The sequence below is a fragment of the Nocardia sp. bgisy118 genome, assembly GCF_057708605.1.
The window spans coordinates 193474-215988 of the sequence record NZ_JBYISM010000002.1; the positions used below are offsets into that span (position 1 = coordinate 193474).

A 22515-nucleotide genomic window follows, 5' to 3' on the forward strand; every position below is an offset into this window, starting at 1 on the left:
AACGGACAAATGTCACCAATCGGTTCTTGCTTCGTTCATCCGGTGCTAATACGCTCCGCCCCTTGTGAGCACAATCGCGGCGGCCGTATCGCGCCGGGCAGGACTGAAATGGGGGGCGGTTACCTCGCTCGGAGTGATCGCCGGATATCTGGCGGTGCTGCTGGCCGATCCGCGTCACTACTACACGGACGATACCGAGGCGCAGTACGCCCCGATGTGGGTGGCGCTCGGAAACCAGTTACGAGAGGGTCGACTACCGGTCCTCATCCCGCACGAATGGATGGCGGGCAACTACACGCTGGAGGAGGCCGGGCTCTACAACCCGCCCCAGCTGCTGGTCTTCTTGATCGCGCCCTCGATGGACGACCTCGCCCTCTACGCGACCCTGGTGAAGCTCGTCTTCTCGATCATCGCCGGCCTCGGCGTGTTCCGGATCTGCCTCGCCTACGGCGCCCGCGGACCGTGGGCCGCGGTCGCGGGCGTGGCGTTCCCGCTCAGCGGCTGGTTCCTGTTCTTCGACGAGGCGAGCTGGTTCACCCCGCACGTCGCGACCGCGTGGATGGTGCACGCCTGGGCCTCCGGTGTGAACTACGTGCGCGGGCGCAGCGGCCCGATCCCGGTGTTCGTCTTCCTCTACCTCACGCTCACTGTCCAATACGCCTTCCCCGCAGTGGAATCCGCGCTGGTGATCGCCGCGGTAGCAGCGGGCGAGATCGTCTACCAGCAGCGCTGGGCCCCGGCCCTGCGGCTGACGCTCACCGCGGGCTTCGCGGCGCTGACCGCGGCGATCGCGAACCTGTCGGGAATCCTTTCCTCGCAGGTCACCTGGCGCGGCAGCGCGGAGATCCACAACGATCCCTTCCTGACCGTGCCCTGGTCGGAATCGCTCAACGCCAGCCTGCCGAGCACCACACCGGCGTTCACCGCGTGGTGGGGTCACGTGCAGCCGCTGCCGATGGTCTACATCGCGTGGTTCCTCATCCCCGCGCTCGCCTTCATCGACTGGAAGGCGGCGCGCCGCTCCGCGCGGGAGTTCAGCGGCATCGCGTTCTTCGCGACCGCCGTGCTGATGTGGACCGCGGGCCCCGGCGCGATCGGCCCGCTGCGCTGGCCCGCGCGCGTGCTGCCGATGGTGGCCATCGCGCTGCTGGTGCTGGTCTGCGTATTGCTCAGCCATTACGGCACTTTCGCGTCGTCGAAGCGGCGCGCGGTGGCCGCCGGAGTGCTGATCGGATTGCTGTTCATCCGATCGTTCTCGGCCGCACCCCAGCTGGTGCTGCGCCATCTGCTCGCGGTCGTCGTGGTGGCCGGTCTCGGCGCCGCGGTGGTGTGGCTGGCGCGCACGCGCGGCATCGTCCCGGCCTGCGCGCTGACCATCGCCGCCATGTTCCCGATCGCGTTCGCGCAGGTGGCGAGCGCGCCGATGACGCCGCTGTCCTACAACTTCCCGGAGCGGCGCTCCGAGATGCGGGCCGCCTTCCCCGATTTCGGCGGTCTCACACTGCAACTCGCCGACCGGGCGATCATCGCCCCCGAGGACCGCGACATCGCGCGGGCATACGGATCGCTGGCCATCGGCAACTACGCCAAGGCGCTCGAACTCGACTACGTGAACGCCTATACACCCATCGGCCACACCGGAATCGCCGGACTGCTCTGCATGGCCTGGGACGGCAGCACCTGCCCGGACGCGTTCCGCCGCGTCTTCGCCGACGAGCCGTCCACCGGCATACCGGTCGTCGATCTGATGAAGGTGGACCGGGTGGTGCTGCACCGCGCCCAGTACCCCGACGCGCGCGACCACCCGGCCCCGCCCGGTTGGCAGTGGGCGGATTACCGCGGGCACGAACGCTTCATCTGGGTGCTGGAACGCCAAGGCGGTCCGGCCTCGACGCGCGACGGTGCCATCGCGCACACCTCCGGCGTCACCGCCACTTCGACCGGTTCCTACGACGACATCACCACCCGCGCGAAGGTCAGCGCCGCCACCGGCGGACGCGTGGTGTTCTCGCGCCTCACCTGGCCCGGACACCGCGTCACCCTGAACGGCCACGAACTTCCCACGCTCGCCGTAGCCGGCACGTTCCTCACGGTCGACATCCCGCCCGGCACCCACAGCGCCGAACTGGTCGTCGACTGGCGTCCGCCGGGCTGGCAGATCGGGATCGGGACGACCATCGCCGGACTGGTGGGAATCGGCGTGCTCCAGTGGGCCTACCTGCGCGAGCGTCGTCGGCCGGAGGTCACACCGCCCGACGTCGAGGCGGCGCTCGCCGACGTGAAGGAGTGATCGATCGGGGCGGCCTTTCCCGCAAAACCGACCGAGCGGAACGCACAGTGTGAAATTGGTTTCATCCGACTGAGAAGCGGCTCCGAATCAGATTCGTAGGAATCTCCGCCCTTCCAGATGAGGACGAACGCATGGCCACACACAAGTCGGTAGTCCCGTTCCACTCCTTCTCGCTGCGCACGGCGACACTGGTCGTCGGCGCACTCTCCGCGGCCGTGGTCACGGCCACACCCGCGGTGGCCGAGGCGCCCCCGCCGGGTGTGTCGGCGCCCGCCGGTGCCGTCACCGACCCGCTCCCGCTCGGGGCGAACGTCTTCGGCGCGCCGATCCAGCTCCCGATCCCTCTGCCGGTCGTCCCCGCGGTCGCTCCGGCGCTCGCGGATCCGGCCGAACCCGCACCGGAGGCGGCTGCCGAAGGCGCACCCGACGCGGTCGTGCCCGCCGCCAACGTCGTGCCGACGCCGACGAACGTGCTCCGCGTCGGCAACGTCGAAGTCGGCAGGCCCGACTTCATCCCCCCCGAGATCGCCGCCATGATCAACGACGCCACGATGGGTGCGCAGAACAACCTGTCCGGCGCGATCCAAGGTTCCGGCGTCGATCGCGCGCGGTCCGACCTGATCGCGGCCGACGTCCTCGGCACCGCGGCACAGGGCGCGGTCGTCGGCGCTGTCGCCGCCGCCCCGATCGCGGCCATCGCCGCAGTGATGGGCGGAGCCGTCGGCCTCGTCGTCGCGCTCCCCTTCGCGCCCGCCGGGTTCATCTTCATGCCCATCATCGCCTCGACCCTGGCGATCAGCATGGTGACGCTCCCGTTCGCGGCCGCCGGAGCGGGCATCGGCGCGATCGTCGGCGCGGTGGAAGGCTCGATGGCTCCGCTGCCCGTTGCGCCGCCCCAGGGCGAGGTTCCCGCCTTGTAGCGTCGATTTCGTTAGCACACAACTCATTACGCACGGGGCGGGCCCGACGCACGTCGGACCCGCCCCGCGAGAACGCGTCGGCCTGGACGAGATCCGAAGCACCAGAATGCAGTCGAGAACCGCCTCCGGTCCCCGGCCGCACAGCCACGGCCCGAGTCAGGCCCGGCGATCCACCGTCGCCCACGCGGCCGCCGCGACCACGCCCGACACCACCGCCACCGACGGCCACGCGCCGATCTTCTTGGCCAGCGGGTGCGAGGCTCCCAGCGCGCCCACCGACAGCCCCGTCAACGCCGCGGCCCCACCCGTGCCGACCGCCTTGCGCCACCGAGGCAGCGCGGCCGCCGTCGCCGCCGCGAACACCACGCCGCCGAGTTCCCGCTTCTTCGTCGCCTGCGCCAGCGCGAAACCTCCGCCGAGTCCACCGGCCGCCAGCAGCGCCGTGGGAATCCGAGCCATCTCCAATTACCTCCTCGTAGTGATCACTTCCCCAAGCCATAGTGCCAACGCGCGCCGAGGAGGGTTTCCGCGCGCGACCGCGGCGGATGATCTCCGCAGGTCACAAGGGCTCGGGAGGCGGGTTCAGGCAGAGCCGGGCCGGACGATCATCAGCACGACGACCACCGTCCAGAGCAGGTTGTAGACGCCCGAGAGCATCCCGAGGGCACGCAGCCGCCCGCCGTCGTCGGGTTCGGCGAGCGCGTCGCGCTGCATGGGATGGATCTGAACCGCGAGCAACCCGCCCGCGACAGCGGTGAGCACCATGGCCAGCGTGATCCAGATTTCGCCCATCCTGCCCTGCACCGCGGCGAGCACGATGCCCGCGACCGGCACGACGATCCCGAGTGCCGCGTAGGTACCGGTGACGCGGTGCAGCACCCGCGCCACCGCGACGCTGCGTTCGGCTCGATTCCGCGTTGTCGCGCCTGCCGTGACCGGCGCGTACCGAGGGAACAGACTCGCCGCCACGGCCGAGCCGCCAACGAACACGATGGCCGCCACCACATGCACCGACAGCAGGAAATGCTTCAACGATCGACTCCTTCGTCCTTCAGTTGGACTGAAGCCTAATCGGAGAGCTTCAGGCAGACTGAAGGACGTGCGCCGAATCACCCCCGCAGAACGCGAGAAGTCATCGCGAGGAGATTCCGTTCGCGAAGGCGGCGAGGATGGCCGCGCCGATCTGGTGTCGAATCGGATCGGCTTCTGCGCCGAACAGTCGCTCGTCGACCTCGGCGAGGACCCCCTCGGCCTTGCGCAGCAGACGAGAACCCTTGGGCGTCAATTCGATCGTCGACGCGGACCCGGCCCGCGCCGTGCGGTCGCGCACCAGCCCGGCGGCGACGAGCGCCTTCACCGCGGTGTGCACGCTCTGGACGCTGATGCCCGACATACGCGCCAGATCGCTGAACGACGCACCCGGCACACCGGAGATGTGACCGAGCAGCCCGAGCCTGCCGATGGTGAGATCCAGCGGGGCGAGGGCGGCGCCGAGTTCGGTTTCCACCGTGCGCGCGAGCGTCAGCACAATGATGGAGGCGCTGATCGCGGGCGGTCCGGGCCGGGCGTTCTCGGAGGTCACGACTTCAGTCTCGCGCACAGCAACCCCGGAGCGCGGCACGGGTGGAGAACCAGCAAGCTTCAGGCATGTTGAAGGAAGGCGAGCGCGCCGCTACGCTGTCGCCTCATGAGCGAAAGTACTACAGCGAGTAGTAATTCCGAGTCACCGACCGGCCGCGTCACCCGCCGCGCCCTGTTCGGCGCGAGCCTCGCCACCGCAGGAGCGGCCACAGTCGGCGCCGTCGCGGGCCGCGCGACAGCGCCGGACCCCGCACCTCCCTCCGCAACCGAACCCTTCCACGGACCGAGGCAAGCCGGTATCGCCACTCCCGCCCAGTCGCACGCGCTGTTCCTTTCGGTCGACGTCGCGCGACCGGATCGCGCCACGCTCCGCGACCTGCTCTCCGGATGGACCGCGACGGCCGCGGCCTTGACCGCCGGCGAGCCGGTCCCGGAACGCCCCGGCACCGCACCGGGTTTCAGCGCGCACACCGATTTCGCCACCGACCTCGACCCCGCCCGCCTGACGCTCACCTTCGGGCTCGGCCCTTCGCTCTTCGACGAACGCTTCGGCCTCGCCGCCCAACGCCCTCGCCACCTCCACACACTGCCCGAATTCCCGAGCGACGCACTGAATCCCGCGTGGAGCGGCGGCGACGTGCTGGTGCAGATCTGCGCCGACGACGCCCAGATCGTCAGCCACGCCTTCCGCGCACTCCGGGCGCGCATGCCCGGCCTCGGCCGCCTGCGCTGGACCCAACACGGCTTCCTCACCCGCCCCGCCGACGGCGGAACGCCGCGAAACATGTTCGGCCACAAAGATGGAACGGCCAACCCGCGATCCGGAACGGAGACGTTCGAGCGTGCCGTGTGGATCGACTCCCCCGACGAACCCGCATGGCTGCGCGGCGGCACGTACCTGGTCTTCCGCAAGATCCGCATGAAAACGGCCGACTGGGACCAACTTCCGTTGGCCGAACAGGACGCCATCATCGGCCGCCGTCGCAGCGACGGAGCGCCCCTGCACGGAAGCCGCGAATTCGACCCCGTCGACCTCGAAGCACGCACCGCCACCGGCGAACTCGCCATCCCGGCCGCCGCGCACGTCCGCCTCGTCCACGACATCCCCATGCTCCGCCGCGGCTACAACTACGACTACGGCACCCTCGTCGCCAACGCGGGCGGCGCCACCGAGGAACCACACCCCCACGCACCCGGCACCCCGGAACACACCCACGGCGGCCACAACCAGCTCGACGCGGGCCTGCTCTTCGCGGCCTACATGAACAACCCTCCCGCGCAGTTCATCGCGGCCCAGCGCGCCCTCGCCGCGAGCGACCGCCTGAACCCGCTCATCCAGCACACCGGCAGCGCCTTCTTCGCAATCCCTCCGGGCATCCCGCACGGCGGGTCTATCGCAGACGATTTGTTGAGATGAGAGCCTCGGAGTACGGGTGAGTCGCCCCTGGTCGGAGCGCGGCAGCTTCAGCTCGGCAAATGTGACGTGTATCGTTAGCAACCTGACAACGCGATTGTGATGGGAGTCACACTCCCCAGTGCCTGCCCTCAGCCGGTGCGCGCCGCATCGCGTCGGGGGACATCGGAGCCGCAACAACGGAGCCATCATGAGTTCACCGAATCGGTTCGACCAGCTCCAACACCGGGTCGCGGACATCGCGCCGGTCTTCCGCAAGCCACTCGACTCGCCGTACGACATATCGAACGAGCTGTTCGAGGCCCTGCGCCACGTGCTGCACGACGTGGGCGGCCAACCGGACGTCCCGATCGAGTACAAGGAAAAAGTCGAAGAACCGTGGGAGATGAGCACCTACGTCACCTGCGAATGCCTCGGCTGGCGTGGAGTGTGGAACTCCGAGGAACGCAGGCGGGCCGAGAACGACCTCGGCGCGACCCTCTACTTCGGGCTGCCCTACTACGCGCGCTGGGCGACGGTCGCCGCGAAGGTCCTCATCAACAAGGGCTTGATCACCCCCGACGAACTGTCGGCCAAGTTGGACGAGGTGCGCGCCCGGCTGAAGGAGCGAGCATGACCCGCAAGTACCGCATCGGCGACCGCGTGACGATCCGCGACGCCACCTCGATGTTCCACACCCGCACCCAGAGCTACACCCGCGGCCGCACCGGCGTCGTCGTCGAATACCGGCCGGAATGGATCATCCCGGAAGACGAGGCGTGGGGGCGCGACGACGGCCGCGTCGAGCCGTTCTACGTGGTGCGGTTCCGCCAGAAAGATCTGTGGCCCAAATACACCGGCTTCGACGCCGACACCCTGGAGACGGAGGTCTCCGAGCGCTGGCTCGAGCCCGCAGAGGAGGAAGGTTCGCAGTGAGTCATACCCACGACCACGGGGCGCACGCGCCGATCCAGGCGAGCGAGGAGATCAGCGAGTTCGAGGTGCTGGAAACGGCGATTCGCGAACTCGCCATCGAGAAGGGCCTCTTCTCGCAGGAAGACCATCGGCGATTCTCCGAATGGGCCGAGGCGGTCGGACCGCACGGCGGATCGAAACTGGTCGCGAAGGCGTGGCTGGACCCGGACTTCAAGGCGCGACTGCTCGCCGACGGCACCGAGACCTGCAAAGAGATCGGCATCGACTGGCGCGACCCCACCGGTTCCGGCACGCCGAGCGACTACACCTACTTCTACGTCCTGGAGAACACCCCCGAAGTGCACAACGTCATCGTGTGCACCCTGTGCTCGTGCTACCCGCGCCCCGTGCTCGGCATGTCTCCCGACTGGTACAGAACCCCCAATTACCGTCGCCGCCTTGTCCGTTGGCCGCGCGAGGTGCTCGCCGAATTCGGCCTGCACTTCCCGCCCGAGGTCGAGGTCCGAGTCCACGACTCGAACCAGAAATCCCGCTTCATGGTCATGCCGATGCGTCCCGAGGGCACCGAGGGCTGGACCGAGGAACAGCTCGCGGCCATCGTCACCCGCGACACGATGATCGGCGTCGCGCTGCCCCAGGTCGACTGGACCGCCCAGAAACCACCGAACCACGTCGAGGACGCCATGCGAGGGGAGGCGCACCCATGACGAGCGCACCCTACGACGTCCTGCTGGACACCCTCTCCCCCGGATTCTCTCGCGAGTCCAGCCTCCCCGAACTCGACCGCAAGCCCGACCCGTGGGAGTCGAGCATGCAGGCGACCTGCGAATGCCTCTCCTGGCGTGGAGCTTTCGACAACCTCGAACGCAGGCACGCCGAAGACGCGCTCGGCGAAACGATCTACCACGATTTCCCCGTGCGCGCCCGGTCTGCCGTGATCACGGCCCACACGTTGATGGACCGCGGAGTCATCAGCCCCGAAGAACTCAGGGCCCGAATGGATGTCATCCGCGAGCGATTCCACCAGGAGTAGCGCGAGGTTTGTCCACAAGGAAACGGCTCATGCTCTCCTGAGCGTGAGCCGCCTACGGATTGCGGTAGGGCTACCAGACTTCAGCGGTGCCGGAACAGGTGACCGTTTGGGGGACGAATCCGCTGTTGACAACCGTGAAGTCGGTGCGGATCCTGCCTGCGCCCGTGTACGGACTGAAGTACAGGGTGCTGCCATTGCCGATCACGAACCCGACAGAGCCGCCTTGCGTTTCCGAACCCGAAGCGCCGGTCGACAGGTTGGTCCAGTTGAGCGTGACCTGCGTTCCGTACCCACCCCAGACGCTGCCGCCCGCGTGAATCGTGAAGTACGCACGCCCGGGCGAGTTGTACTGCCCCACAACGACCTGCCCGGAGTACGGGAAGTCGACGATGTTGGGACTGATGCCCCTGCACGTGGTGACGATCCCGTCTTCGGCGGCGGACGCCGTTCCAGCCCCCGACAACGCGGCCGCCGTCAACGCGGCAGCAGCCACCGCCACCCGCGCGAGCTTCCCCAACTTCCCAGACCTCTTTTGCGACAACATATCCCGGTCATCGGTTGATGGGACGACCGACGTTACAGACATGCGCCGCCGCGGGATTCAGGTGGAGGAGGAACTCTGGTCATCGATACCGGCTGACCTCGGCGGGTGATCTCGGCTACGACGCCGGTAAGACCTTCGGACTGCATGTTGTGGAGCGGATCACCGGAACCCTTTCCGAGTGGTAGCTCGCCGTACCCCTTGGTAGGTTTCGGCTTGTTCGCGCAGCGTGGCGCGTCACGCTCAGTCTTCGACTCGCGGAACCTTCCACCGATCCACAGTTTGTGCGCCTCTTCCCTCGTGGAAGTAGGCGGGAATCGTCATACCCACCTGCAGCCGGTTTCGCGGTCGTTCTCGACGACGAAACCGGCGGCGGCACTGATGGAGCTTTCATGACACGCACCATCGCGCCGGCTTTGGAACGTGCGCGAGATATACCCGACGCCGTAGTGCGGAGTCGTGGTTTGTTGACGGGATACTTCGCCGGACTCGGCGTTGTGATGGCCATCTGGGGAACCAGGATTCCGGCCATCCAGGAGTCCGCCGGGCTGGACACCGCGGGGCTGGCCGCGGTCCTGCTCGCCGCCGCGGTCGGCATGGTCGCCGGCCTTCAGATAGGTGGTCGGCTCGCCGAACCCGCCCGACTTTCCCAGCTGTTGACCTGCGGCGCACTAGGTCTCGCCGTAAGCCTCGCATTGCTCGGCGCCTGCCGAAATCCGATTGCGCTCGCCGCTGCGGCGCTGCTTTTCGGCGCCACGCACGGCGTGCTGGACGTCGCGGCGAACGGCGCGGCGGTTCGGTGCCAGCAGGCATACGGTCGCCCGATCATGTCGGGCCTCCATGCGGCCTACAGTCTCGGCGCGCTGGGTGGAGCAGTGCTCGCCGCTGTCACCGCACATGATTCGCACACGTACGTCTTCGGCGTCACCGCGGGGGTGGCGATCGTGGCCACGGTCGCGGTGGCACCGGCTACCCGCTGCATCGGATCGCCTGCCGCAGACCTCGATTCGGTGGAGACCGTGGCGCGGGAACGTTTGCCCGCGCTGTCCCGATCCCGGCTCTGGCTGTTGGGCTTGCTGGCCGCCGCGTGCCTGCTGGGCGAAGGCGCTGCCGCCGATTGGTCGGCAGTCCATCTCAGCGGGTTGAACGCGTCCCCCGCGATCAGTGCCGCGGCGTACGCCGGATACAGCGCGGCCATGGCAGGCGGCCGTCTCGTCGGTGATCGACTCATCGCACGCTTCGGCGCGCCGAAAGTAGTTCGGACGGGCGCGATTCTGGCCTCCATCGGACTCATCGCGGGCCTGTCGGTGACCGACGTGCCGTTCGCGTTGGCAGGCTGGGCCGCTTTCGGTCTCGGCCTGTCCGTCACGATTCCCTCCCTGTTCACCGCGGCCGGAGCAGGTGGTCCTCGCGCGGTCGCCGCCGTGGCCGTGACCGGCTACCTCGGTCTCCTCGCGGGCCCGGCGCTCATCGGCGCCCTGGCCACCGCGACCACCTTGCCCGCCGCCCTCATGCTGCCCGCCCTGCTCGCCGCAGGCGTGGCTGTCCTGTCCTCTCGAGCCCTGGAGAACCGGTGGTAACCGCACTATCTCACCAGCCCGCGGAACTCGACGCGGTCATCTTCGACTACAACGGCGTCATCGGCCTGCAGCCCACCGTTCCCATGTGGAGCAGGCTCGCCGAGCTCGCCGGATGGCACGCAGACCAGCTCGGACTCTTCCAGAACGCTTTCTGGAGCGCCCGCGAACCCTACGATTCCGGCGATTTCGACGACACGGACTTCTGGACCGCAGTGCTCGGCCATCGCCCGGACCCGGAATTCCTCACCCAGTTGCGTGCCGTCGACACCGCGATGTGGACCCAGACCGACGACCGCGTCGTCGCGCTCCTCCACCAAGCCCGGCGGGCGGATCTCCCGATGGTGTTGCTCTCCAACGCACCCCATCCGGTCGGTGACGCTCTCGACGCCTCCGAATGGCGCACCCTGATGACCGACGCCCTCTACTCGGCCCGGCTGGGCATGAACAAACCCCACCCCGACACCTACCGAAACGCACTCGCCGCGACCGGAGTTCGCGATCCCGGCCGCGTCCTGTTCCTCGACGACCGTGCCGACAACTGCCAAGCCGCCGCGAGCCTGGGCCTGCGCACTCTCCACTACACCGGCTCCCCCGGCGATATCGAAACTCACCTCCGCCTCGCCACCGTCGCCGCGTAGGTCCTCCGGGGTCGGCGCAACACCGCCGCCGACCGGTGGTGAACACGAGGCCGACCAGACGCTCGGCTGGGATATCCCAGCCGAGCGTTTGCGTGGGCGACCGTTTATGCCCTGGATGTGATGAGCCTGATGGGCGCGGCGTGTGTGCGCGGGCCACGAACGAAGTTCCGGCGCGCATCGCCGAGGACGGCGCGGATCCAAAGATCAGGGGACCGCGACGTTGAAGAGATGAGCCCACGGGCGAAGTTCCGGTGCACAATGCCGGGGACGACGGAGGTTGCGAGCCCCGGGGGCGGGAACGCGCTCCGAGGGGTGCACCTGGGAGGGGGTCCGGGGGCGAAGCCCGCCGGGTGGGGCGTGGGGGCTTCGCCCCCACAAAACACGCGGAACCAACCAAAAAGGCGAGCGCTCTCCGCGAGCACTCGCCTCTATTGGTGGAGCTAAGGGGAATCGAACCCCTGACCTTCTCGGTGCGAGAACTCATGACTACGGCTGACAACTGTTAGCTACCGACCAAACGGCGGTAGCACGCCCTACCAGGCAATTCAGCGACTTTCGACTACTTATCACGACCGAACACACATTCGAACCACGGGCACGCTAGTTGGATTTGTTGGGACTTAGTTGGATGCGTTTGCAGCTTCTCATCGGCGTGTCGAATGTGCGACACACCGCGAATGTTCAGCGTGAGCTATCGATCGGCAACAGTCCGAGTGGCAAGCCCCGAAGGGGCGCGGCAGCATTCCAAAGCTCACACGGCTCGGAACAGAACAACAATTCCGAGTTGACCGAGGCCGGTGAGTCGCCGAGCGCTGGGCCGGGTCCGCGCCCCTGGGGCCGCCCGCGCCCGGGCGCCAGCCCACAGTGGGGCCAAGGCCGAAACCCCAGGCGGACATCCGGCCCGCAGCTGAGACTCCGGTTACGTAGGTGCTTCAGAACCTTGAGAACTCAACACTTAAGAGTCGAATTACCGTAGGTCAGAACACCTTTCGCCATCCTGGAGGATCGCAAGGCGCTAGCATGATTGGTCGAGGTCAACGGCGGTCATATATTGTCCGTTGAGTCGCTATCCACCATAGGGGGTTCGTCCATGTCCACGACGGCCGGTGACGGCGGTCCAGAGCTCTGGGTAGTCCCGACCGAGGTTTCCGACGCGGGGAAGTTCGTTCAAGCAGTGTCAGAGACGTTGGTGAGCGGTTTGCATTCGGTGGATGCGGACGTGGATCGGCTATTGGAGTCATGGCAGGGCGGGCGGGCGCAGTCGTATCGCGAGGGGTGGGATGAGACTAAGCAGGGGGCACTGAAAGTGCTTGCGTCACTGGCGACGATGGCGAAAACGTTGGGTGTGACCAGCGCTGCCTATGTCGAAACTGATTCGAATAACGCGCTGCGGACCAGTTCGTTGGATCTTCCCTGATCGCCGGAACATGGTGACGCTACGCGTGATTCGTGAATTATCGAGAGGGCAAGCCGATGGACGGCTATAGGGTTAATCTTGATGAGCTGGAACAGATTACGGCCCGGATGCAGGGATTCTCGGGATTCCTTACCGAATCGTTACAGGGTCTGCAGCAGCGCATGGCCGCGCTGCATCAGACATGGTCGGGGGAAGCCGCTACCGCGCAGAGCGAAGCGTTTACCCAGTGGATGACCGCTGCCGGTAAGGTCGCTGAGGGGATTGCGGCAATGCGTGATGCCTCCGCGGATGCGCGTACAAGCTATATCGATGCGGTGGAAACGAACTTGCGGACGTTGGGGTTACGGTAAAAATTCGTGGCACCGAGCGATAAAGAAGTTGTAGTTACTCCGAAAACGTTCTACGACGCTGGCACTGATTGCATTAATGCCGCAGGCGCGTTTGATGCTTTTTTCACCCTTGCGATGGGAGGCCTGATCGAATGCGAGACGATGGGTGGCAGCTTCGCTGCGGCCAAAGATTGGTCTCGATCATACGATGACCGGGCCAGTGAATTAACCAACCTCGCTGCTGAGTTAGTTACCGCGTTGGCGAATTACAGTGACATTGTCACCAACCTGGGTTATGTTCACGCCCTGGCCGACAACAACCCAAATAACGATGACCCTCCGAAAGCGCTCCCGTTACTCAAAGGTGTCGCGAAGACTTCACCCCCTTCAGCGGGTGGTCCTGGGCAAGGATTGGTCGACAAACTTGCAATCGGGTTGATTGAACAGCTCGGGGTTTCGGTCCCAGATGGCAATACCGATCGGCTCGACCTGGCACGCAGAATATGGGAAACGATGGCCACCGACGAGGTGATCGTTACCAATATCGCCAAGCTGCAAAAGTTACCCGGCACGTTCGACGGCCAGAAGTCCGACGATATCACCGCAGTTCTGGAGGACTTGAAGCAACTCCACAACGCTGCCGTTGATTTGCAACATGCGTGCGGTGAACTCGCCAGTTCGTGCGGTGACCACCGTGCCGCATTGATAGACCTTCGGGATAGGATCACCAAGGCGCTAGAAGATGCCGCGAAGGATGCCGGCGTAACGATCGTATGTGAAGTGGGAGCCGTCGGGCTGACTTTGCTAGGCAGACCGGACGCTGCTGCAGCATTGACCGGCGACAGGGCCAAGAAGCTGGCTGAAGGTATCGGCGGGATCGTCATCGAATGGACCAATACGAAGGGTATTGCGTCGGGCGTCAAGAAGACCCGAGACCTCGGACCTGCACGTACCAATCTTCAACGTATCAAAGAGCTCAAGAGGAAGACCAGCGCAGCGAACCCGACCAACGGCCTTGGCTCCCAATGGAGTAAGGTTACGGGGCCTGTTCCGAGCAGTATCTCTATCACCGAGCTCAGGAAGATTCATATCCTCGACGGAGACGGGAGCGACGACGTTAACAGCGGAGGGCATGCGCCTGGGACAGGCATACCAGGTAAGACCGAATTCCCGGACAATAAGACTTGGACGGACGACCACATTATCAATAGCATTCAAGATGTTGCTAAGAATCCCGATCAGGTTCCTGTTCTTCAGAAGCACGGAACTTGGTTGGTCACTGGTACGCGGGATGGTGTTGTCATAGAGGTCGTCGTCGACACGTCGGGCAACATCATCACGGGCTATCCGGTCAGTGGTCCGGGCGTGTATAAGAACGACGCAAATGGCAACCCGATCAAATAGAACTTAGGTGACACTGATGGATTCTGATGATAGGCCCAGCACTCGGCGCAGAAGGCGACAGTTCACTCCGGAGCAGAAGGCTAAATTAGCCAAGCTGAACAACGATTCCCGGGAACTTCTAGAACGGTTCTCGGACCGCCTTCGGCCCGAAGCGCTAGCTCAGTACCGGACTTTCAGTGAGGTCGGCGAGTGGACGTTGTTGATCGATAACCTTTGCGCCACTCTGGTGAAAGATCAAATTTTGGTCAGCGCGGCCGAGCGTGATGCCTTAGCTGATCTCCTGCCATTGTTTGGAAACCCTAAAGAAAATTCCTCCATGTTTTATATAGAGAGTTATGAGCGGGTGCTTGCGGAGTTGAATGTGGGCCACGAATAGAGCTGGATGGCGAAAGCCGCTGATTCGAGGGTGAGCAGGTGGGCGCGACCGGGCAGGATGAGGTCATGGACGCGGACAAGGCCAAGCAACTGCACGAGACCTGGGAAGCGATGAAGCGCAAGCTCGACGAGACAATGGACACCCACGGCCAGGAGCTCACCGAGGCGCTGCACCGGCTTGACGGCGACGACAAGCTGGTCAATGACCTTCGGATGAGATGGGCCGAGTCCACGGTGCGGATGCACAGCCTCGCCGACCACGTGGTCTTCGCCGGCCTGCCCCCGCTCCATTTTGGGTCCAGCGCCTCGAATCCATGCGCGTTGAAGTCGTGAATCACTTGCCGCACATAAGCTTCCGAGACCTGCGTCAACTTCGCGATCGCCCCGACCGGTTGATGCTGGGCCGAGGCCATCACCACCACCGCCCGCCGCATCCGCACCGGCACCTTGCTACGCCGGGCGATCTGGGCCAGCTTGCGACCCTCCTCCGGAGTCACCGCTCTGCCGAACACATCCGGCTTGCGAGCCACCGGCATCACCTCCACCGGCAGCATCGCCGGTCAAGGCCTCCGGTTCAACCCGCCACCCCGGCGATTACCGCATCAACCTTCCCGGACAAGGCACTAGACGGCCTAACTGCATCCCGTTGGATAGGCGCATGGCCCTCCTCCTGGTGCTGGGCTAGGGTGCGCCGACCGAAGCGGAGCGGAGGGAGGGGCGACCCTGGGCGGCGCGTGTAGCGCGCCGCTCTTGACTCTGTAGAGAGAAATTCGGCAAGTTCTGATCTGTTGGGTTACCGGTTATCTCTTCCTTCTTTTTCCTACTGATTCCCGGGGGTTCCCAACTTCTCTCACTCGCTCCCAACAGAGCCTTCAAGCTTGCGGCACAACACATTCCGCGAATCAGACCATTGGTTGCCATGCCTGTCGCGACGCGCCGGAACGGCCCAGCCCTGGGACCCAGGGAACCAGCGAGGTGGTGGCCGAATCCGGCGCGGTTGGTCGTCGCTCAGTCGCTTGGCCTAGAGGTCAGGTGCGCCGGGGTTGCGGCCGTGTATGCGTTCGTGGCGTGCGCGTTCGCGGGCTTCGCGTTCGTTGCGCTCGCGTCGAGCGCGGTCGGCAGGTGTGATGGTTGGTGCGGTCGCGGTCGGGCATTGGTTGGGGGGCCGCTGAGGTTGAGCACGTGGGTGACTTCCGGAGTCAGCCCGAGGGCGCCAGGGCCTGCTATGCGCTTCCCTCTGGTTCCCGTCCCAGCCCTCGTTGGCGTTGGCGTTCCTGTTCGCGCTGCCGCTCCTTGGCGATGTCGTAGTGCAACCGCGCCTGACTCACCTCGTGCCCCGGCACAGGCCGTGGCGTCTCCCCCGGCTGCGGCCTCCCCAGCTCCAGGATCTGCGCCACCTCGCGCGGCAGGGGGCTACGTTCGACGCGATCGCGGACCTGCTCACGCTGACGCTCGATCTCTTCACGCCGCTGCTGAGCCTTCGCCGCATCTTGCGCAGCAGCGCCAAGCGCGTCGATATCGCGCACCATGTCCAGCCGCGGAGTCTCACGCCCCTGCTTGAGAATGGGCTCCATCGCCTCTATCTGCTTCGCGCCAAGTCCAGCCTTCTCCAGCGCCTCGCGCGCTTGGGCAGCCTCCATAGCCCGCACGGCTTCGAGCTGCTGAGTAATGCCCTCGTGCGACTTCTTCAGATCCTGCGCGGGAACGAGCTGCCCCTGCTCCCGCGCTTCGGCCAATCGCCGGTTCTGATCGGCAACGGCACGTGAGAGCCGTTCCTTGGCTGCCTGGAGCCGCGTTGCGCGCTCCCGCTCTTTCCGCTGCCGCGCCTCCTCGCTGCGCCGGGAACGGTCCCGCTGCTGTTCCTCGGTGCGAACCAGGGATACGGTGGGCGACTCACGCTGCTTGACCAGCGACACGGCGGGTGCTTGCCGCTGTCGGGCCGCGTGCTCGCGCGCCTTGTCACGGACCCCGTCCAATTCGAGCTGCTTACCAGGCTCCCTTTGCAGTCCCAAGGCCCAGATTTGGCGAGCGACCGACCGGGGGATGACTTGGTGTTCGAAACGGTTCGGGAAGTCCCGAGCCATTTCGTTTATCAACTGCTGCGCCTCTCGCGCTATAGGCTCGCCTTCGACTGTGCGTATCGTGTGGTGATCTATGATGCCGTTTTCGAGGAGTATTCGGTCATTGCGTAGTTCTTTGAGGTCGTTGGGGCCTCGCACTCCGCCTGATTTGTCTTCGACGCTTCGGATTCGCCCATCTTTTACTTGTGCTTTGTCGAAACGACGTTTCTCTTCTCGCCCTGGAACGGGTACCGAAACCTGCTTCGTGTAGCCATTTTCGCGATCGCGGAAAAATACCTCGGCGCCATTCTCGAATATTCTTCCACGGTCGTTCGGGCCGAATCCGATTCGGTCATTATCGTAGTCGTCTGGCATGAGTAACCCAGCCCCCGAACATGTGCGATCACATCAGTTACGGCAAGCCGCGGGTCAGCTGCCACGCTTCCTCGGGAGGAAACGGCATTCCTCCTGGTATTCACCCATCATGTCGACCATCACAGTGAACATGCGCCCGTCCCGTTCCAGCCGATTTTCGAACATCAAGTCGAACAATTGCCACACTGTGTGATCCGTCGACCCCTCGAAACCGTAAATAAGTGCAGGATTCACGTCGTCGTACAGAGAGCGCTCCCGGCCGACGGGGCTGTCGTACCATTCGGCTCCGGCGTACTTGGCGAAACACTCGCCGAGGAAACACGCAAACGCATCGGCCATATCCGGGTTCGCTTTCACCGCGTCCCAGTCGGGGAACAACTCCGCCACAGCATCGTCCGCCGATTGCTGCTCCGTGATGATCTGCGGCGAGTCGCTATAGCTCCACAGCTCGTCCGGGATGCTCCGAATGCCTGCGTAGGACATGAACTTTCGTGCTTGAGCTTCCCGGCGAGATGGATCGACCCATTTCGCCCACGCAGATTCTTCGATGTTCACACCGAGATCCATGCTCAGCTGCTCGTCGCCCATGCCCATGCTCTCCTTTGGTCGGTCGCCGTTCTCGGGTGGAACCCATCCGGCTTGGTCCCACTGTGTACGTCGGGGGCTTCCGGCCTCGATCCACGCTATTTGTATCTTGTCGGCGCGCACCCACACCGACAGCCACTCGGTCCCGCTGCGTTCCTCGGCGGCGGCTTCGAGGAAGGTCCGGACGTGGATGTCGAGGTTGGTGAACGGGAATCGCACCACCGGGCAGAAGCCCATCCCGGTCTCGTCGTGATGGGGGCAGTTGATCCAGGTTCCATCGAAGCTGCGTCGGAACACCTCACCGAGGAAAACCTCGAAGCGTTCGGCCACCGCACGATTCTCCGGCGCGCGTACCGCCGCGCGGTCCGGGAACTGCTCTAACGCAGCCTCTTCGGCGAGAACCAACGCCGCTGCCGAATGCATGTAGCCGGAAAGGTCGCCGGAAAAGAAGCGAAGTGTTCGGCTCAGGAAGCGATCCAACTGGTCATCGACGCTGTCCAGCCACGCCACCCAACGCGGGTCCCGCTGATCCTTGACGAACTGCTGGAAGTCCTCCTCGTCGAACTCGCCGGACACCGCGGCCATGACCACCCCTCTCCGTCCGAACATGCCAGCGCCGCAAACTCCAGGCTCCACGAAGCGCCGTACACAGGGTAGGGGCGGCAACCCTGCGACGGGGCGCAACACGAGCCGACCACCCCGGCCCTTGGCACTGTCGTAGGCGAGTTTCATGGTGTGTGGGCTTCCAGCCGGGGGAATGGTCCGTGCGGGTGTCACCAGGGCACAGGCCAGAGCGACCGCGTTTTGGATGCTGGTACTGGGGAAGTGCTCGACGCTGGGAGCGACGATGACGGTTGCGGCGTGCTGGTGTGCAGTCCACACGATCAACGTGGTCGGCATGTAGGTGTCGGCGTCGATGATCACCGTGTGCGCCAGCCGGTACCCGCGCGCGTGGCTCAGGTCGATGATCACTCGTTCGTCTCGTAACCAGGAGTCGCTGACGCTGCGGTTGAGCAGGCCGATGGCATTGATAGGCACGCGAGTCACGTCCTCGATTTCGGGGCTTCCAGCGGCCGGGCTGGCGGTGTGTGGATGGTGAGGCGCTGATAGGCGGCGCGACCGTCGTCGGTCAGCTCATAGACCGGTTCGGAGCGGCCCTCGCCTGTTGGACGGTGGACCTCGGTGCGGACGTGGCCCTTGGTGACCAGCCATTGCAGAGTCAGTGTGATCGGGCCGATGCGGGGCCCGCCCGCCAGCTCTCGAGCCGAACACGCCCGACCTGCTTGGGCCAGTGCGGTCAGTGCGGTGGCTTGGGCGCGGCTGAAGTCTTCCCGGCTCCGTTGCAGATATGTTGTTTCACTGCGCATTTCGTGTTCGTTGGATGCCTGTTGGCTGGCGCGGTTGGTCACAGGCGTTACCTCTCCAGGTACAGGCGCTCGTTCGGAAGGCGCGGGAACTCGCGCTTGTCCAGGTCAACGGTCACCGCGTCGACGTAGTGGCGGGCCTGGTGCTCCTGAACGAAGATCAACGCAGCCGTCAGGCAGGCAACGAAGTCCATCCGCTGCCCGTGCAGGAACACACTCAGGTGCACATCGGGTTCGGTGGGCGATGGCGACCCGTCCGGGGTCGGCGCGGTGGTGCTCATAGCGCGGGCTGTCGGATCGGGGCCAGGCAGGCGTGCACCGCGTACAGCACCGCACGCCCGGAGGGACGGAACACCGAATGCGCGGCGGTGATCCACACCCGATGCTCCGAACCTTGATCAGCCGGTGACGGTAGCGCGACGTGATCGCCGTTGCCCAAGACCGTGATTCGGCGAAGACGGAACAACGCTGCCTCGGCAGCGATCATCGTGGCCGGAATGTCCGAGCGCACGAGGAAAGTCCATGTGTGGGAGCGCGGATGGGTCACGATCGGCCCACCACCTTGTTTGTGACGCTCGAGGTGGACCTTGACCATCTGCCCCAACTCCGCAGGCATCGCTACCGCCCACACCATGCCCGCGGTGAAACCGATACGGCCGGTGTCCGGTTGGAGCACAGCGGGCAGATGGCACACGCTGCGGTAGTAGCCCACCCGCGAACGCGGCGTATCGGCCACCGGGGCAGGCGAGTCGGTACGCGGCGCAGTCGGCGGGGCAACCGACTCATCCCAACCCAACTCCTCGGACAAACCCATTGATGCAACCCCTCCCTGCTGGGCCAACGCGTGCTGAGTAGCACCCGCCGCCGGGGATGAAGGAGAACCCCCATCCACCCGACGGCGGGGCTGAAAAAGACGCTAGATGTGCACGTTTTGGGTTTGGAGCCGTTCGGCGTCTACAAGCGTCTACAGCGGATCAATGCCCGTTAGGCTGGTCTTGTGGACGAGAGCGGGGAATCGGACGCCATCACCGGTATCCGGCTTCGCGCTGCACGAGAGGCGGCGGGGCTCAGCCTGTCCGCACTGGCGGCGCGCACGCACTACAGCAAGGCGCTGCTCGGGTTGCTGGAGACCGGGCAGCGTCAGGTCAGGCCGGAGCACGTGACCGCCTACGCCGATGCCCTGGGTATCGGCTCGGCGCTGTTCGTTGAATCGGCTGACGGTGAGCGGGCAGCAACGGAATGGATTCAGCGGGTCGCGGCATCGGACCTGGGCGGGGACACCTTGGACCGCTTGGAGTTGGCGGTGGACGACCTAGCGGCGGGATACCCGACAACTCCGCCGGACGAACTGCTCATGCGCATCCGTCAACATCTCGGCTACGCCGGACGCCTGATGGACAGCCGGAAAACGCTGGCGCAGCACCGCCGGTTGCTGGTCTCGGTCGGCTGGCTGTCGCTATTGGCCAGCACGTGCCATATCGACCTGGGCGAAACCTCCGCCGCAGCGGCGCGGGGACACCTGGCGTGGAAGCTGGCGGACGAAGCGGGACACCGCGAGATCGCGGCATGGTGCCTGGAAACGCGGGCGTGGCAGCAATTGACCGACGGCAAGTTCGCAGCGGCGGCAGAACTGTCGCGTGCCGCGTATTCCCTTGCCCCGGCGGACAGTTCGGCATTCATCCAAGCCACCGCCCAGGAGGGTCGCGCGCTGGCACGGCTCGGGGACAGCAAGGGCACGTACGGGGCGCTGCGTCGTGTGGCCCGGCTGGTGGCCGGACTGAGCACGCCCAACCGGCCGGAGCACCATTTCCGATACGACCCAGCGAAATCGGACGCCTATGTGGCCACCACGCTGGCCTGGCTCGGTGATCCGGCAGCCGAGTCCTACGCCCGGCACGTTCTCGCTGATCTGGCAGGCGCTGAGTCGGTGCGCCCGCGCCGGATCGCTACGGCGAACCTGGACCTGGGCCTGGCTCTGGTCGCAGCCGACAAGCCGGACGAAGCGGCACATGTCGCGCTGGCAGCCGTGGAGTCCGGGCGCCTGGTGCCGTCGAACTACTGGCGCGTGTCCGAAGTGGTCTCGGAGATAGAGGGCCGAGGCGCACCGGACGCGGCCATCGTGCGCGAAGCTTTCCGCGACACCTACCCCGTGCAGCCCTAGAAGAAAGCCCTCGTTTTAGTAAATTGAGAGCTTTCCTTTCTCGCATGTCAAGCGTGAGACCCATTTTAGGCGAGCTATTGCAATCCGCTATCAAAAAATGTGTCGTAGGTCCAGCGGATATTTCGTGGTTTTTCTTGACCGTGTGGCACCTGGCGGGATGATGGAGACAGCGAGAAGTACTCGACGGGCCGGGTAGGAGAGAAAGGATGTGCGCGCCTGTGTCTGTCTCTCGGGTGTGGGTTGGTCGATGCAGCCGTATGGCGCTCCCGGCCCGCACTGGTGTAGGTGGTTCCGTATCGCTGAGTGAGTCGCGGTACGTGGTCGCGGGTAAGGCCGCAAACTCCCTGGTCAAGCGTGGCCCAGGTCTGCCGCCATGGATGGTTCCACAGCTGGTGGGTGGAACGGTCTGGCTGACCCCCACAAATTGTGTGGGTTGGGTGGCGGCACGCTGGACGTTTTCCGTGTCAAGATGGAGAAAATTGGAAGGAGATTGATTCATCGAATGATAACTACGGCTGCTAGCCGTCACTGATTCGCGGCTGTCCCCCCGCGCTAACGAGGGGACAGCCTGAACGAAACCAACTCCGATAGGCATGCGGGCTGCAACCCTGCCGTTCGGAGTCCCTCTTTCATTCGTGTGCAGAAACGAGGTCTCTGCCATGTCCAGAGTAGTCCATGCACCCAATTGGGGTGACTTCTCGGAGCGTGAAATTCACCGGGTCCCGTTGCGCGTGGCTGGTGTCGGAGTTGGCGTGGTGCGGGCGTGGCGGGGTGTGGTCGGGGGGCGTGATCCGCCTGTTCGCGCTGGTGGTGTCCGTGGGTCCGGTGCGTGGTGCCGTGCCCGAACTCCCCCGCCCTGGTGCGGGATTCATCTAACAACAACCAGATACGTCACAGATTGGATGGTGGCCGCCATGGCCGAGGACAACCTAATCGACACTCGCAAGAACCTTCGATTCGCTGTGGAGTTCGCGGACTTCTTCCGGGACGGGCTGTACCAGATGGGGCCTGTGAATCCTGATCTGGTGTACACGGGTGATCCGAACAGGCCCGGTCCGCAGAAGCGCGACGAGCTGACCGGGGCTCTGGTGTGGAAAGCCACCGTGAGCGATCCGGCCGTGCGCAAGGCGCGGCGTGCGAGCTATGAGGTTCTGCTGCTGTCGGAGACCGAACCGGTACCCACAACCGCGGAGATCGGCCCGAACCTGCGGCCGATCGAACTGGTGGGCGTCACCGTCCAACCGCGCATCGCTGGCCAGGGCGAATACAAGTACCTGGACTACACGGTGCGCGCGACGGGCTACGCGACTGCGCCGGGTGGCGGTAACCGGTCGGCGAGTGGAGCGGGCGCGGGTAAGACCCCGGCCTGATTCTGACTCGCGGTCCTGAATTCGGCGGGTCGGCTCGGACGCAACCGGGCCGACCCGCCCCCGCGCGGCCGTCATATCGGACTGTGCGGCAACAACATTCGCAACAAGATAGTTGGAGTTGATAGACGTGGTTCGTTCCGCGGAGTACGAAAAGCCACAACCC

Annotated in this window: 25 protein-coding genes and 1 tRNA gene; 15 read left to right on the plus strand and 11 right to left on the minus strand. The window is 65.2% G+C overall.

The features are described 5' to 3' along the window. The first annotated feature begins 73 nt into the window (after window positions 1-73). Window positions 74-2290, plus strand: a complete 2217-nt coding sequence (locus tag AC3EO7_RS03150; RefSeq protein WP_435590490.1) for a hypothetical protein — start codon at window positions 74-76, stop codon at window positions 2288-2290. Between the two features lie 131 nt (window positions 2291-2421). After that, complete coding sequence (locus AC3EO7_RS03155; RefSeq protein WP_435590401.1) at window positions 2422-3210, plus strand: hypothetical protein; 789 nt, start codon at window positions 2422-2424, stop codon at window positions 3208-3210. A gap of 156 nt (window positions 3211-3366) precedes the next feature. Here AC3EO7_RS03155 and AC3EO7_RS03160 read toward each other — a convergent pair whose 3' ends face one another. From AC3EO7_RS03160 to AC3EO7_RS03170, 3 genes are all read right to left on the minus strand, one after another. Next, complete coding sequence (locus tag AC3EO7_RS03160) at window positions 3367-3669, minus strand: hypothetical protein (RefSeq protein WP_431964929.1); 303 nt, start codon at window positions 3667-3669, stop codon at window positions 3367-3369. Window positions 3670-3792: 123 nt separating this feature from the next. After that, on the minus strand, window positions 3793-4242 hold the full coding sequence (locus AC3EO7_RS03165) for a hypothetical protein (protein ID WP_431964931.1): 450 nt from the start codon (window positions 4240-4242) through the stop codon (window positions 3793-3795). A gap of 100 nt (window positions 4243-4342) precedes the next feature. Further along, complete coding sequence (locus tag AC3EO7_RS03170; RefSeq protein WP_435590402.1) at window positions 4343-4792, minus strand: MarR family winged helix-turn-helix transcriptional regulator; 450 nt, start codon at window positions 4790-4792, stop codon at window positions 4343-4345. A 105-nt stretch (window positions 4793-4897) separates the two neighbouring features. Here AC3EO7_RS03170 and AC3EO7_RS03175 point away from each other — a divergent pair, with 105 nt between their 5' ends. From AC3EO7_RS03175 to AC3EO7_RS03195, 5 genes are all read left to right on the plus strand, one after another. Further along, window positions 4898-6208, plus strand: coding sequence for a Dyp-type peroxidase (locus tag AC3EO7_RS03175; RefSeq protein ID WP_435590403.1), 1311 nt, complete (start codon window positions 4898-4900; stop codon window positions 6206-6208). Window positions 6209-6395: 187 nt separating this feature from the next. Next, window positions 6396-6821: a hypothetical protein gene (locus AC3EO7_RS03180; protein ID WP_431964937.1), complete on the plus strand. Its 426-nt coding sequence runs from the start codon at window positions 6396-6398 to the stop codon at window positions 6819-6821. Further along, window positions 6818-7120, plus strand: a complete 303-nt coding sequence (locus AC3EO7_RS03185) for an SH3-like domain-containing protein (protein WP_435590404.1) — start codon at window positions 6818-6820, stop codon at window positions 7118-7120. The genes AC3EO7_RS03180 and AC3EO7_RS03185 overlap by 4 nt, the downstream gene beginning before the upstream one ends. After that, complete coding sequence (scnC, locus tag AC3EO7_RS03190; RefSeq protein ID WP_431964940.1) at window positions 7117-7827, plus strand: thiocyanate hydrolase subunit gamma; 711 nt, start codon at window positions 7117-7119, stop codon at window positions 7825-7827. The genes AC3EO7_RS03185 and scnC overlap by 4 nt, the downstream gene beginning before the upstream one ends. Then, window positions 7824-8153, plus strand: a complete 330-nt coding sequence (locus AC3EO7_RS03195; protein WP_435590405.1) for a ScnB — start codon at window positions 7824-7826, stop codon at window positions 8151-8153. Before scnC ends, AC3EO7_RS03195 begins: the two co-directional genes overlap by 4 nt. A gap of 70 nt (window positions 8154-8223) precedes the next feature. Here AC3EO7_RS03195 and AC3EO7_RS03200 read toward each other — a convergent pair whose 3' ends face one another. After that, window positions 8224-8670 (minus strand): hypothetical protein, encoded by a 447-nt coding sequence (locus tag AC3EO7_RS03200; RefSeq protein ID WP_435590406.1) that lies wholly within the window; start codon window positions 8668-8670, stop codon window positions 8224-8226. A gap of 416 nt (window positions 8671-9086) precedes the next feature. On the opposite strand from AC3EO7_RS03200, the gene AC3EO7_RS03205 reads away from it, so the two are divergent. Next, window positions 9087-10274 carry an MFS transporter gene (locus AC3EO7_RS03205; protein WP_435590407.1) on the plus strand — a complete coding sequence of 396 codons (1188 nt, stop codon included), beginning with the start codon at window positions 9087-9089 and terminating at the stop codon, window positions 10272-10274. Further along, complete coding sequence (locus tag AC3EO7_RS03210) at window positions 10268-10912, plus strand: HAD family hydrolase (RefSeq protein ID WP_435590408.1); 645 nt, start codon at window positions 10268-10270, stop codon at window positions 10910-10912. Before AC3EO7_RS03205 ends, AC3EO7_RS03210 begins: the two co-directional genes overlap by 7 nt. Window positions 10913-11344: 432 nt before the next feature. Here the strand turns inward: AC3EO7_RS03210 and AC3EO7_RS03215 are convergent. Next, window positions 11345-11422, minus strand: a tRNA-OTHER gene (locus AC3EO7_RS03215). 580 nt (window positions 11423-12002) lie between these two features. Between AC3EO7_RS03215 and AC3EO7_RS03220 the strand changes: the two genes are divergently transcribed. Genes AC3EO7_RS03220 through AC3EO7_RS03235 form a run of 4 tightly spaced genes read left to right on the plus strand, consistent with a single transcriptional unit; the run spans window position 12003 to window position 14438 of the window. Further along, window positions 12003-12329: a WXG100 family type VII secretion target gene (locus tag AC3EO7_RS03220; RefSeq protein ID WP_097245081.1), complete on the plus strand. Its 327-nt coding sequence runs from the start codon at window positions 12003-12005 to the stop codon at window positions 12327-12329. A gap of 32 nt (window positions 12330-12361) precedes the next feature. Next, window positions 12362-12679, plus strand: coding sequence for a WXG100 family type VII secretion target (locus AC3EO7_RS03225; protein ID WP_357400934.1), 318 nt, complete (start codon window positions 12362-12364; stop codon window positions 12677-12679). A gap of 6 nt (window positions 12680-12685) precedes the next feature. Further along, the gene (locus AC3EO7_RS03230) at window positions 12686-14062 is read left to right on the plus strand and encodes an EndoU domain-containing protein (RefSeq protein WP_435590409.1); all 1377 of its coding nucleotides are present in this window, start codon (window positions 12686-12688) and stop codon (window positions 14060-14062) included. A 16-nt stretch (window positions 14063-14078) separates the two neighbouring features. Next, complete coding sequence (locus tag AC3EO7_RS03235) at window positions 14079-14438, plus strand: MafI family immunity protein (RefSeq protein WP_435590410.1); 360 nt, start codon at window positions 14079-14081, stop codon at window positions 14436-14438. Here the strand turns inward: AC3EO7_RS03235 and AC3EO7_RS03240 are convergent. The 6 genes from AC3EO7_RS03240 to AC3EO7_RS03265 all read right to left on the minus strand — a co-directional run bounded on the left by AC3EO7_RS03240 (window position 14362) and on the right by AC3EO7_RS03265 (window position 19557). After that, window positions 14362-14991 carry a helix-turn-helix domain-containing protein gene (locus AC3EO7_RS03240; protein WP_435590411.1) on the minus strand — a complete coding sequence of 210 codons (630 nt, stop codon included), beginning with the start codon at window positions 14989-14991 and terminating at the stop codon, window positions 14362-14364. The two genes, AC3EO7_RS03235 and AC3EO7_RS03240, sit on opposite strands and share 77 nt — an antisense overlap. Before the next feature lie 669 nt (window positions 14992-15660). Next, window positions 15661-16872 (minus strand): flotillin family protein, encoded by a 1212-nt coding sequence (locus AC3EO7_RS03245; protein ID WP_435590412.1) that lies wholly within the window; start codon window positions 16870-16872, stop codon window positions 15661-15663. 54 nt (window positions 16873-16926) lie between these two features. Further along, entirely contained in the window at window positions 16927-18495 is a 1569-nt protein-coding gene (locus AC3EO7_RS03250; RefSeq protein WP_431964962.1) for a hypothetical protein, read from the minus strand. Between the two features lie 5 nt (window positions 18496-18500). Further along, window positions 18501-18866 carry a hypothetical protein gene (locus tag AC3EO7_RS03255; RefSeq protein ID WP_435590413.1) on the minus strand — a complete coding sequence of 122 codons (366 nt, stop codon included), beginning with the start codon at window positions 18864-18866 and terminating at the stop codon, window positions 18501-18503. Between the two features lie 5 nt (window positions 18867-18871). Then, window positions 18872-19102: a hypothetical protein gene (locus AC3EO7_RS03260; RefSeq protein ID WP_253812577.1), complete on the minus strand. Its 231-nt coding sequence runs from the start codon at window positions 19100-19102 to the stop codon at window positions 18872-18874. After that, window positions 19099-19557 (minus strand): DNA-directed RNA polymerase subunit beta, encoded by a 459-nt coding sequence (locus AC3EO7_RS03265; protein WP_431964967.1) that lies wholly within the window; start codon window positions 19555-19557, stop codon window positions 19099-19101. The genes AC3EO7_RS03260 and AC3EO7_RS03265 overlap by 4 nt, the downstream gene beginning before the upstream one ends. Before the next feature lie 261 nt (window positions 19558-19818). On the opposite strand from AC3EO7_RS03265, the gene AC3EO7_RS03270 reads away from it, so the two are divergent. Next, the gene (locus AC3EO7_RS03270; RefSeq protein ID WP_435590414.1) at window positions 19819-20982 is read left to right on the plus strand and encodes a helix-turn-helix domain-containing protein; all 1164 of its coding nucleotides are present in this window, start codon (window positions 19819-19821) and stop codon (window positions 20980-20982) included. A 914-nt stretch (window positions 20983-21896) separates the two neighbouring features. Beyond that, window positions 21897-22352, plus strand: a complete 456-nt coding sequence (locus AC3EO7_RS03275; RefSeq protein ID WP_431964971.1) for a hypothetical protein — start codon at window positions 21897-21899, stop codon at window positions 22350-22352. Window positions 22353-22515: the final 163 nt, after the last annotated feature.

Excerpts from the sequence above, each read along its gene's own strand:
- AC3EO7_RS03155 (WP_435590401.1), top strand. The coding sequence starts at position 2,422 with ATGGCCACACACAAGTCGGTAGTCCCGTTCCACTCCTTCTCGCTGCGC.
- AC3EO7_RS03160 (WP_431964929.1), bottom strand. The coding sequence starts at position 3,669 with ATGGCTCGGATTCCCACGGCGCTGCTGGCGGCCGGTGGACTCGGCGGA.
- AC3EO7_RS03175 (WP_435590403.1), top strand. The coding sequence starts at position 4,898 with ATGAGCGAAAGTACTACAGCGAGTAGTAATTCCGAGTCACCGACCGGC.
- AC3EO7_RS03180 (WP_431964937.1), top strand. The coding sequence starts at position 6,396 with ATGAGTTCACCGAATCGGTTCGACCAGCTCCAACACCGGGTCGCGGAC.
- AC3EO7_RS03185 (WP_435590404.1), top strand. The coding sequence starts at position 6,818 with ATGACCCGCAAGTACCGCATCGGCGACCGCGTGACGATCCGCGACGCC.
- AC3EO7_RS03195 (WP_435590405.1), top strand. The coding sequence starts at position 7,824 with ATGACGAGCGCACCCTACGACGTCCTGCTGGACACCCTCTCCCCCGGA.
- AC3EO7_RS03205 (WP_435590407.1), top strand. The coding sequence starts at position 9,087 with ATGACACGCACCATCGCGCCGGCTTTGGAACGTGCGCGAGATATACCC.
- AC3EO7_RS03220 (WP_097245081.1), top strand. The coding sequence starts at position 12,003 with ATGTCCACGACGGCCGGTGACGGCGGTCCAGAGCTCTGGGTAGTCCCG.
- AC3EO7_RS03235 (WP_435590410.1), top strand. The coding sequence starts at position 14,079 with ATGGATTCTGATGATAGGCCCAGCACTCGGCGCAGAAGGCGACAGTTC.
- AC3EO7_RS03240 (WP_435590411.1), bottom strand. The coding sequence starts at position 14,991 with ATGCTGCCGGTGGAGGTGATGCCGGTGGCTCGCAAGCCGGATGTGTTC.
- AC3EO7_RS03245 (WP_435590412.1), bottom strand. The coding sequence starts at position 16,872 with ATGCCAGACGACTACGATAATGACCGAATCGGATTCGGCCCGAACGAC.
- AC3EO7_RS03260 (WP_253812577.1), bottom strand. The coding sequence starts at position 19,102 with ATGAGCACCACCGCGCCGACCCCGGACGGGTCGCCATCGCCCACCGAA.
- AC3EO7_RS03275 (WP_431964971.1), top strand. The coding sequence starts at position 21,897 with ATGGCCGAGGACAACCTAATCGACACTCGCAAGAACCTTCGATTCGCT.